The organism is Dyadobacter endophyticus (genome assembly GCF_014641595.1).
In the GTDB taxonomy this organism is placed as follows: domain Bacteria; phylum Bacteroidota; class Bacteroidia; order Cytophagales; family Spirosomataceae; genus Dyadobacter; species Dyadobacter endophyticus.
On the sequence record NZ_BMIA01000003.1, the window covers coordinates 1,180,705 to 1,191,520 of the forward strand.

Below are 10,816 nucleotides of genomic sequence, written 5' to 3' on the forward strand. Positions count from 1 at the left end.
CTTACGGTAAGTTAGTAAAATAGCAAAAATGAGGCCATGTGCCTATAAATGAATCTGGTATTTTCCCACCAACAAAAAATCCCGGCAGTAACGCCGGGATTCGGATGAGAAGACTTGCCGAAATGGCGCAGTGACGCCAGACTACATCCATTTATTAGTCCAGGTGTAAGTTCCTACTGAAGGGGTAGCTTCTTCGCCGCTTATCACATAACCTTGCAGGTCCAGTACATAAGACATATTTGCTTCTTGCACAAAGCTGCCAAAATCAATTATTTTCTTCTTCACCAGATATTTTGATTTTCGGGGAAAGAGCGTCCCATCCATATTTACATTCCATTCATTGAAGGATCCAGATTTGTCCAGAATATTGGTGTATTCAAATGTTATTTTCACAGTCAGAACCCCATCCTTGTCATAATCCTCCATCATAATCACATTTTCGTTCGCATTATCATAGTAATATTCCCTGCTCCCGGCAACCTGTCCATTTTGCATGGTTAACGTCTTGTGCAGTTTCCCCGCTTTGTAAATATAAGTGACTGTTCCTATGACCGACTCCTTTCCGTTTGGGCCAACTTCATAATCGATGCGACTCTGCGCAACACCATTTTTGAGAGTATAAATCAGTTTATTTTTAATTTGTCCACCCTCACTTATCACATAGACTGCCGCCGCAGGTGTGTAGTTAATTACAACGTCTTGCCCAAGATCCGTAAATTGAAATTTTTCAGGCATCTTTTCTTTATTATAAGCGGCATTGGCCAAACCAAAAGCAAAAGTAGATCCCAATAGCAGCCTGTCATTTGCCGTGGGGATCGGAAATGTATCTGGCTCTGGCTCAGTCTGATGATCGTCACACGCGATGTTGAACAGTAAGTACGTCAGCAGGCATGCGGAACGTAAAAAATAGTGCTGTGCAGTTTTTGTTATCATGGTTATTTCTGTTTGGTTAAAACCAAAGCTACAATGCATCTTTCTCGTATGAATCGTCGACATACTATCTAAAAATCCTTCGGCAACGGAGTAATGATTCTACGGCAAAACTTATACAAAGCCTAGTAAAAGTCTTTCAGTGTTGGCAATGCAGTGAGTAGGGTAGAGGAAACCGAGTGCTTTTCTAACTTGACAGACCAGCACCATTCAACTCTCTCCGATTGCATGCTTCAAATCAAAAAAATCCTAGTCGCTAACAGGGGCGAAATAGCCTTGCGTATTATGCGTACCGCTCGTGAAATGGGCATTGCGACTGTTGCGGTCTTCAGTGAGGCGGACCGCACGTCCCCACATGTACGCTATGCAGATGAGGCCGTGTGCATAGGCGCGGCGCCCTCCGCAGAATCTTATTTAAATATTGATAAAATACTGAAAATCTGTAAAGATCTCCACGTGGATGCTATCCATCCGGGCTATGGATTCCTTTCGGAGAATGCCGGCTTCGCCCGGAACGTCAGAGACGCGGGGTTGATTTTTATTGGCCCGTCGCCGGAATCGATAGAAGTAATGGGCAGTAAGCTGGCCGCCAAGCACGCTGCTTCGCAATACAATATCCCGATGGTGCCCGGTACGCCGGATGCCATCGACGACCGCGGCGAGGCCAAACGCATTGCCAGCAACATTGGTTACCCTATACTCATCAAAGCCAGTGCGGGCGGTGGCGGAAAAGGAATGCGGGTGGTGGAAAACGAAGTGGAGTTTGACGAGCAAATGGACCGGGCTGTAAGCGAAGCCCGGGCCGCATTCGGTGACGGCTCCGTTTTTATTGAAAAATACATTACCTCACCCAAGCACATTGAAATCCAGGTTTTAGGCGATCACCATGGCAACATTATCCATCTGTTCGAACGAGAATGCTCGATCCAGCGACGACATCAGAAAGTAGTTGAAGAAGCCCCGTCGATTTCCATTACACCCGACATACGGGCAGAAATGGGCCGCTGTGCCGTTGATGTGGCGCGCTCCTGCGGCTACTATGGTGCGGGAACCGTGGAATTTATCATGGATGAGGCCCGGAACTTCTATTTCCTCGAAATGAACACCCGCTTGCAAGTCGAGCACCCTGTAACGGAAATGATCACCGGCGTGGATCTCGTGAAGGAAATGATCAACATCGCCCAAGGGCAGCCGCTCGCCATCGCACAGGAAGATTTGCAAATCCGCGGCCATGCGATCGAAATAAGGGTATATGCGGAAGATGCGGCTAATCATTTCCTGCCGGACATAGGCACATTGCACACATACGTGAAACCCGACGGCAATGGTGTTCGCGTAGACGATGGTTTTGAACAGGGTATGGAGATCCCGATTTATTACGACCCTATGATTGCTAAGCTTATCACCTACGGGGAAGATCGTGAAACAGCGATCCGGAAAATGACGAGGGCGATCGACGAATATCAGATCAGCGGCGTACAGACTACGCTTTCGTTTTGCCGGTTTGTGATGCAACACGAAGCGTTTGTAAACGGCAGCTTTGATACCAATTTTGTGGGCAGGTATTTCCAGCCAGATGTGTTAAGTACAAATACCAGTCATGAGGAAGCGGGCCTTGCAGCATTAATTTCCGTACTTCTGAATGATGCATCAACGGAAAGTAAACCCGTTCAAAATGAGGAAGTGGCGGTTAACGCATCGAAATGGAAAGCCCGCCGGTTTGCCGCACATTAAATCCGCCGCATTTCTTGAAATTTTTTAAAAAAATTCATACTTTTGCGGTCTTATTTTAGAGAAGGGCTGCGTATACAAAATTTTGGGCAATTTAGAACACTTGCAAGTATTCCCGACTTCAAATTTCCTTTAGAAGAAGAATGCTTATTGGCTAATAATTGCTATAATTCAGTTGTAATAAGTGCCTGAATCCGTCAGAACAGGGAATTACTCTTTCATCCTGACGTTATCTACGACCAAAGAAATTCACAGAATATCCAGCTATGAAGCTATCCGAATTTAAGTTTGATCTTCCCCAGAGTTTAATCGCACTTCATCCTTCTGACCGCGGAGAGTCCCGCCTGATGGTCGTTCACCGGAAAACAGGAGAAATTGAACATAAAACATTCGCCGACGTGATTAATTATTTCGACGATGGCGATGTAATGGCTATTAACGACACAAAGGTATTTCCTGCGCGCCTTTACGGCCAGAAGGAAAAGACGGGTGCAAAGATCGAAGTATTCCTGTTGCGCGAATTGAACCGCGAAATGCGCCTTTGGGATGTACTGGTTGATCCCGCACGTAAGATCCGCGTGGGTAACAAACTATATTTCGGCGACAGCGACCTGGTTGCAGAAGTTATCGACAACACTACTTCCCGCGGCCGTACGATCCGGTTCCTTTACGACGGCGACAACGACGCATTCATGAAACTGGTCGACGAACTGGGCGAAACACCGCTTCCTCCCGAGATCATTTCACGCCGTAAGGTAGAAAGTGCCGACCGTGAGCGTTTCCAGACCATTTTCGCAGAACACGTGGGTGCCGTAGCCGCTCCGACAGCGGGTATGCACTTTACTAAGGCCATTATGAAACGCCTTGAAATCAAAGGGGTTAGCTTCGCGCCGGTTACTTTGCACGTGGGCCTTGGCACATTCCGTACCGTGGATGTGGAAGATTTGACAAAACACAAAACAGATTCCGAAAACTACCGCATTACGCAAAGCACTTCCGAAATCGTCAACAAGGCGATCGATGGTAAAAAACGCATTTGCGCGGTTGGGACCACTTCGTTGAGGGCTGTCGAATCGTCGGTATCGGCGAGCGGCCATTTGAAGCCGGTAGAAGGCTGGACGGACAAATTCGTGTTCCCTCCGTACGATTTCAAAATAGCCAATGCATTACTTTCGAATTTCCAGCTGCCCGAATCGATCCTTTTGATGGCGGCATGTGCCTTCGGAGGTTTTGATCTGGTAATGAAAGCTTATGACATCGCTATCAAGGAGAAATACAAATTCTTCACGTATGGCGACGCGATGCTGATCATTTAATATACAACCCTAGAATCCAATGGTCATTTATGATCAGCGACCTTCGTCCTGAGCCGTAAATGACCATTTTTTTGTTAGCAAGAAATCAATGCAAGAATACGTCATCATAGTGGCCGGCGGCAGTGGTAGCCGCATGAAAAGCGATATCCCCAAACAGTTTCTGCCCGTCAACGGTCTGCCTGTGCTCATGCATACGATCCGGGCATTTGACGGATACTCCCAAAATCTGCGCATTATGGTGGTGCTACCATCGGAGCAGTTTGGGTTTTGGGAGGAATTATGCAAAAAACATAGCTTCGCCATCCCCCATCAGCTGGTCGCGGGCGGCGCAACACGTTTTCATTCGGTCAAAAACGGGTTGAACTGCATTGTAGAGAAAGAAGAATTCCTCGTGGCCGTTCACGATGGTGTACGGCCCGTGATTTCTCGGGAAATTATTGCCGACAGCTTCAAAAAAGCCGCTTCACATGGCGCCGCGGTTGTAAGTGTGCCTTTAAAAGATTCCATCCGCATCGTGGGCCAAAACGAAGGCAACAAGGCAATGGACCGCACCCTGTTCAGGCTGATCCAAACTCCGCAAACTTTCAGGTCATCATGGATGAAGGCTGCCTTCGCTGCCGACTACCACGAATCGTTCACAGATTGCGCCAGCGTAGTCGAAGCCGGAGGGTATAACATCCACCTCATAGACGGCGCATACGAGAATATCAAAATCACAACGCCCGAAGATCTCCGCTGGGCGGAAATTTACCTTACAGCCACTTCCTGAACCATTCGAATGCCTCTTTCTGCATATCGGCATCGAACTTGTGAGGGCCGTCGTAGAAACTGGCCTTGTATTTATCCGAAGCACCGGCTTTTTTGTAAACCTCGGTTAACACAGCATCTGCATTCTTCATTTCCGGAAGCGTGTACAGCTCGTCCTGGTTATTGTTTAGAACTAGCGTAGGCAAAGGCACTCTGAGTCCCAAAATTTCGGGAAAATCGAGGTATTTCGGCAGTAATGGCGTGTAGGTCATCCAGGTATGATTAAATGATTTGTTTAAAATCAAATCCTTCCAGGTAGTCATAAAACCAACGCAAACCGCGCATTTGATCCGTGGATCGAGCCCGGCCAGGTATACTGTCCGTAAGCCGCCTCCCGAAAGCCCGCCGCAACCGAGGCGACCTGCGTCTACATCCTTTCGACCGGCCAGAATATCCAGTGCGACCTGGTCTTCCATCAGAAATACACCCGGCCAGGTCGTCCCGGCCGAAAACAGCGATTTGGACATTACATGCTCGTGTTCGGACGACCACGCATTGTAGGTCCTTATATTTTCAGCCTTTTCAGGATCGGCGTCTGACTTCCCTTCGGTACTCACTGCACCCCAGTTCAGGCCTTTGGTATCCTCATAATACACCCTGCGGCTCCCGAATGCATAAGTATCATGCACCAGCACCACGTGGCCTTGCTTCGCGATCTCGTTCGCCCAGGCCCGGCCACCGTAATCGGTTTCCTGATGTTCCTTCAATATCGGGTGCTGGTCGTCGGATGTTTTGACAATTTTCCGTAGCCCGAAATATTTCATTCCTGCGTGATCGTGAAGCCCCAAAATGCCTGGCAATGGCTTGGTAACGCCTGCCGGTTTAAGCAAAACAGCCTCGGTAGGACGGCCATAAGGCAGCTGCCACGAGAGTTCCTCTATTTCCAGCCCATCGTAGGTATACTTTTTCTTGACAGTAACTTTGGGTGAAGCCGGTTTTGCCGGAGCCGACACGAGCTCTTTTGTCTTTTCCAATGCTTCTTTCCGCCAGGCGTCCACATTACTCCACTTTTTATTACGAAAAGAAAGGGGAGGCTGCGCCGGGAGCAATGAGGCGGCCCAGGGACCATAAGCGCCAATCAGGCTTTTTTCTGATGCCATAGATAGGGAATTGATACTGTCTGTATGAAAGGTTGGAGCCGCTGAGGCTACCGAAGCACCTCCTGCCATCGACAGGGCGACTGTGCCGGCGGTGTTTTTTAAAAAAGATCTTCTCGATATTTCATCAGCATTGCGGTCCGTGTCGACGGTCTTCATAAGCTATACTTTAACAAATATTTTTTGACGATACAAAAAGTAGAGGAACAGCCAAACTAATACAAAGCCACCCAGCGCATTGTAAACCTCATGCCAGTTTTCCGGCGCATGTTTGTAAATACCCGCAAAAAGCAGCCTTGACGATTCGTTGAAATCCACAAAGCGAACGGCGAGGTAAATCACCAGCGAATTCAACCCGATAACCCGGAAGAAAAATGCCCATTTCTGGTACCCCTTCACGTCGATAATCCAATAAAACAGCGCGAGCATTGCGAATGCCATCCCGGAAGTGAGCATGATAAACGAGCTGGACCAAAGGTGTTTATTAACAGGGAACACAAAATTCCAGAGTAATCCGATAACAATGCCCGCCAAAGCAAATGCAAAGAGTTTTCCAAGCTTCAAACCCGCTTTGGTTCCTCCGAGCAGCATATCACCAGCCACTGTACCGAAAATGGTAAGGCATATCGCAGGAAATTGCGTGAGTAATGCGAGCTCGTCGTAAGTACCTTGCTTTAATATACCAGGCATGAAATTACGATCGATCCATCCTACCAGGTTGCCCTCGAAAGAAAGGTCGCCGGAGCCGAAGCCCGGTACTGGTACTAGTATGAGTGTCAAATAATAGGCGACCAGAATGCCCGCGGCGATGTATAGCCGCTGAGTCGTCCCGCATTTCATATATAAAATCGCCGAAATGAAGGTCGCGAGCCCAATCCGCCCGAGTACGCTTCCATAACGTATGTGCGCGGGATCGAAAATGTCCATCGGTGCATTCTTGTCCAGGATACCCAAGGCAATCAGGATCAGCATCCGTTTAAATACTTTGTTTCTAATCACCGAGGGCGGAATTCCCTTCGCGAGACCGCCCGTAACGCTGAACGCGAGCGAGGTACCTGCCAGGAAAAGAAATAACGGGAATATGAAATCATAAAATGTAAAGCCATTCCAGGCGGGGTGTTCGAACTGCGCAGCGACGGTATCGATAAACGGTAATCCCGTTTTTCCTCCCAGCAGGGCAATGAACTGCCCACCGCCTGCAATCATCAGCATATCAAATCCTCGCAGCGCATCGATGGACGCAAGCCGGCCGGGTGCATTGGCTTGCTTTGTTTCCTTTTGAACGGCAGTAGACGGTGCTTCCATAGGTTTAGGATAACTATTTGGAATATAAGGTAGTTTGGTCCTGATTTTTACCCGAAACCGCAAGCACTATTTGGGTAGTTCAGCATTTCGATCAACGGTCTCCACTGCTGTCAGCAAGCTAGCCGATTCCTTGTCCAGGAAGAAGGTACAATCCGCATGGAGCTGTAAAATGCTCGCCGGAAACGCGTTACTGACTTCGTTTTCAAGGCTATCCTTGACAGCAACCGCCTTTCGCTCATCAGGAACCGAGCATATAATGTGCCTCGATTTCATGATCTGCCTGACGGACATGCTGATGGCGCGCAAAGGCACTTCGTTGAGTGATCCAAACCAGCCTTCGCCCATTTGCTGACGGCGGCAAGGCTCGTCGAGGTTTACGATCAGGTAGGGCGAGTCCGTATCAAAATCAGCCGGTGGATCATTGAAAGCCAAATGCCCGTTCTCACCGATTCCAACTAATGCCACGTCGATCGGATGCTCAGTAATCTGCTGAGCCAAATACTTCAATTCTTCTTCGAGATTGCCTTCCCCGTTGATAAGATACGAAGCGCGCAAAGGAGGCACTACCGACAAAAAACGCTCGGCCAGATATTTCCGGAAACTCGCCGGATGCGTTACGGGAAGATCTATGTATTCATCCAGATGGAACATTGTGACCTTCGACCAATCGATATCTTTCTCAACAACGAGCTGATTCAGTGTCTCAAACTGGCTGGTACCAGTCGCGAGGATCACGTTGGCATAACCCTGCCTCGCTAATGTATCCCTTATGATCATGGCTGCATAAGCGCCGGCACTTTGCCCGAGTTCTTCCTTTGTCTCCGAAATAATAACTTTCATGCTCCTTTATGATTTTACTTCCGTATTACCGCCCTCCTTCAATGCAATGTCGACAGGTGTGTTTTTCTTCCACGCCCCCCGTGTAAAGTCGGGAATGTCGATTGAGTTGGATCTGTTCGCCACCGACCATTCGGTCAAAGGTGAGATCACACTCCATGACGCTGCATCATATACGTCCTGATCTAGCGGCAGTCCGTTGCGCAAACAATCAATCAGTCGCCAATCCATCAGGAAATCCATTCCGCCATGCCCGCCTACTTTTTTCGCCAGTTCTCCAACCCGCTTGACAATCTCAGGCTTATATTTCTCTTCAATCACCTTGAATTCTTCCGCGTTGACCCATTCATGCCCGTGAGAAATACGTCCCTGCACGCCGTCTTCCGGCAATGGATATTTTTGCGCGGCCCCTTTTGTTCCGCTAATCAAATGCAAACGCGAATAGGGTCGGGGAGACGACACATCGTGCTGCAACATGATCGTTTTCCCCTTACTGGTTTTAATGGTTGTCGTATTCATATTACCCCGGTAGGATTTCCCTGCATACTTCTTAAAATCGGGGTCTTTTGCGGCAAGCTCATTCGCTTTGGCTTGGAGCATATAGTCGTTGCTGCTCATGGATACCAGATAATCCATTTTGTCGCCGCGGTTGATATCCAGAATTTGCGCCACGGGCCCGAGTCCGTGCATCGGGTATAAATTGCCGTTCCGTTGGTTTTCTTTCAACCGCCACAGGTCGTAGCGTTTGCCCTTCTGAAAGAGCGATTCGAAAATGTCGTGAATATAGGCGCCTTCAACGTGAACAATCTCTCCGAAAAAGCGTTGCCGGGCCATATTAAGGGTAAGTAATTCAAAAAAATCGTAGCAGCAGTTTTCCAGCATCATGCAATGCTTTTTGGTACGTTCGGAAGTCTCAACGAGCTTCCAGCAATCTTCGACCGTCGTAGCAGCGGGGATTTCCGTCGCAACATGCTTACCGTGCTCCATTGCATATAATGCCATGGGCGTATGCAGGGCCCAGGGCGTGCAAATGTAGATCAGGTCGATGTCCTCCCGCTCGCAAAGCTTCTTCCATGCATCCGGCGAGCCCGAATAGGCATCCGGCGAATGTCCTGCCTCAGTCAGAAACTTCCTGGCATTATCGGCCTTCTCGGGCACGATATCCGCGACGCCTTTTACCTGCACACCGGACAGATGCACGATCCTTTTAATGGCCCCACTCCCGCGGTTACCCATACCGATATACCCCATACGTACAACATCTATCTTGGGTGCTGCGTAACCACTCATGTTGAACACCTGCTTTTTCTCGGGTGGTGCTACAATACTTGGCGCGTCTTCAACTTCGGCCTTTGCACCAGCTATTCCAAGTGTGCCTAAACCCGCTATTTTCAAAAATTCCCGCTTTTTCATTTGCCTTGATTTGGTATACAATCCAAAAAAACATTTGCAATCGTGCAATTTTACAATGTTTTATAGCGGCATTCCAGATATTTACTTTAAATAGTAGCGAGAACGTTATCGAAACCAGAATTTCATCTCAGCCATGAACAGGTCAGTTAAATGACAAAAAGATTAACCACAATTAAAGACATAGCGAAAACGCTGGGAATATCGGTAGCCACGGTTTCGCGGGCGATGAGGGATACGTATGATGTAAGTGCAGAGACAAGAAAACTTGTGCTGGATACGGCCGCAAAAATGAATTATCGCCCCAACTTTAATGCTACGGGATTAGTCAAAAGCGGGACGCACAAAATCGCCGTAATCATTCCGGCTATTACCAATTATTATTTTTCTACGGTAATTACAGGCATTCAGGAATATGCTTTGGAACACAATTATCAGGTAATGCTGTACCTGACGAACGATTCGGCCTACTGGGAGACGAAAGTTGTTCGGGAACTGTCACTGAGTAGTGTAGATGGTCTGCTTGCCTGTATCACATACGAAACGGCCGATTTCAGCCACTTCCAGGAACTGATCGAAGCTGATGTGCCATTGGTGTTCTTTGATCGTGTGCCGGAGTCTGTGAGTACATCCGTGGTAGTCCAGGATGATTATACCGGTGCCTGCCTGGCCACTGAGCATCTGATTGCACAAGGGTATTCCCGAATTGCTCATCTGGCCGGCCCCCGTGGCCTGAACCTTACCCAGCAACGGCTACAAGGCTATTTGGACACATTAAAGAAGCACAATCTTGAATCCTACGGTGTCATTCATTCCGGATTTAGCGATGAAAACGGTCGGCACGACATGGGAATACTGTTCAATAGCACATCAAAACCCGATGCAATTTTCTCGGTTAATGACCGCAAAGCCTTTGGGGCGATACTTTGGCTGCGTGAACAGGGTATTTTAGTGGGGGAAGAAGTAGGCGTAATAGGCTTTACGAATGACCCCATCTCGAAAATTATCACTCCATCCCTATCCACGATCGCCGAACCCGCTTACGAAATAGGACGAAAAAGCTGCGAGGTGCTTATTAAGCATATTCAAAAACAAAGCTATCCAGTGCAAGAGATCTCTTTACCTACCGAGCTTATTATCAGAGCATCCACTCAAAGGGGAGCCGATTTCAACACATTTAACCTTAGTAAGAAAAGGTGAGTAGATTGGTATAAACACACAAAAGCCCATCCCCAAAAGGATGGGCTTTTGTGTGTATTAATAATTGTGGCGGCTACCTACTTTACCAGGTTTGATCCGAGACGCGTAGTCCAAGTATCATCGGCGGTTCGGGCCGGGATGGCCTGCCATTGGGAAGAGTTGAACACCGAGTCTATAAACGCA

The 10,816-nt window shown here is 48.2% G+C and carries 9 protein-coding genes; 4 read left to right on the top strand and 5 right to left on the bottom strand.

What is annotated here, in order from left to right; translation table 11 throughout:
* Positions 1 to 141: 141 nt before the first annotated feature.
* The gene (locus IEY24_RS24675) at positions 142 to 933 is read right to left on the bottom strand and encodes a hypothetical protein (RefSeq protein WP_188937198.1); all 792 of its coding nucleotides are present in this window, start codon (positions 931 to 933) and stop codon (positions 142 to 144) included.
* Between the two features lie 225 nt (positions 934 to 1,158).
* Here IEY24_RS24675 and accC point away from each other — a divergent pair, with 225 nt between their 5' ends.
* The 3 genes from accC (at position 1,159) to IEY24_RS24690 (ending at position 4,746) form a co-directional block, all read left to right on the top strand.
* Positions 1,159 to 2,664: an acetyl-CoA carboxylase biotin carboxylase subunit gene (accC, locus tag IEY24_RS24680; RefSeq protein ID WP_188937208.1), complete on the top strand. Its 1,506-nt coding sequence runs from the start codon at positions 1,159 to 1,161 to the stop codon at positions 2,662 to 2,664.
* Between the two features lie 263 nt (positions 2,665 to 2,927).
* Positions 2,928 to 3,977: a tRNA preQ1(34) S-adenosylmethionine ribosyltransferase-isomerase QueA gene (gene queA, locus IEY24_RS24685; RefSeq protein WP_188937210.1), complete on the top strand. Its 1,050-nt coding sequence runs from the start codon at positions 2,928 to 2,930 to the stop codon at positions 3,975 to 3,977.
* Positions 3,978 to 4,065: 88 nt separating this feature from the next.
* Positions 4,066 to 4,746, top strand: a complete 681-nt coding sequence (locus tag IEY24_RS24690; RefSeq protein ID WP_188937212.1) for a 2-C-methyl-D-erythritol 4-phosphate cytidylyltransferase — start codon at positions 4,066 to 4,068, stop codon at positions 4,744 to 4,746.
* On the opposite strand, the gene IEY24_RS24695 is transcribed toward IEY24_RS24690, so the two are convergent.
* From IEY24_RS24695 to IEY24_RS24710, 4 genes are all read right to left on the bottom strand, one after another.
* Positions 4,730 to 6,040 (bottom strand): dienelactone hydrolase family protein, encoded by a 1,311-nt coding sequence (locus IEY24_RS24695; RefSeq protein ID WP_188937214.1) that lies wholly within the window; start codon positions 6,038 to 6,040, stop codon positions 4,730 to 4,732. The two genes, IEY24_RS24690 and IEY24_RS24695, sit on opposite strands and share 17 nt — an antisense overlap.
* A 3-nt stretch (positions 6,041 to 6,043) precedes the next feature.
* Positions 6,044 to 7,186 carry an acyltransferase family protein gene (locus IEY24_RS24700; protein WP_188937217.1) on the bottom strand — a complete coding sequence of 381 codons (1,143 nt, stop codon included), beginning with the start codon at positions 7,184 to 7,186 and terminating at the stop codon, positions 6,044 to 6,046.
* Between the two features lie 66 nt (positions 7,187 to 7,252).
* Positions 7,253 to 8,026 (bottom strand): glucosamine-6-phosphate deaminase, encoded by a 774-nt coding sequence (locus IEY24_RS24705; protein ID WP_188937220.1) that lies wholly within the window; start codon positions 8,024 to 8,026, stop codon positions 7,253 to 7,255.
* A 6-nt stretch (positions 8,027 to 8,032) separates the two neighbouring features.
* Entirely contained in the window at positions 8,033 to 9,436 is a 1,404-nt protein-coding gene (locus IEY24_RS24710) for a Gfo/Idh/MocA family protein (protein ID WP_188937223.1), read from the bottom strand.
* Positions 9,437 to 9,586: 150 nt separating this feature from the next.
* On the opposite strand from IEY24_RS24710, the gene IEY24_RS24715 reads away from it, so the two are divergent.
* Entirely contained in the window at positions 9,587 to 10,633 is a 1,047-nt protein-coding gene (locus IEY24_RS24715; RefSeq protein ID WP_188937226.1) for a LacI family DNA-binding transcriptional regulator, read from the top strand.
* Positions 10,634 to 10,816 lie beyond the last annotated feature (183 nt).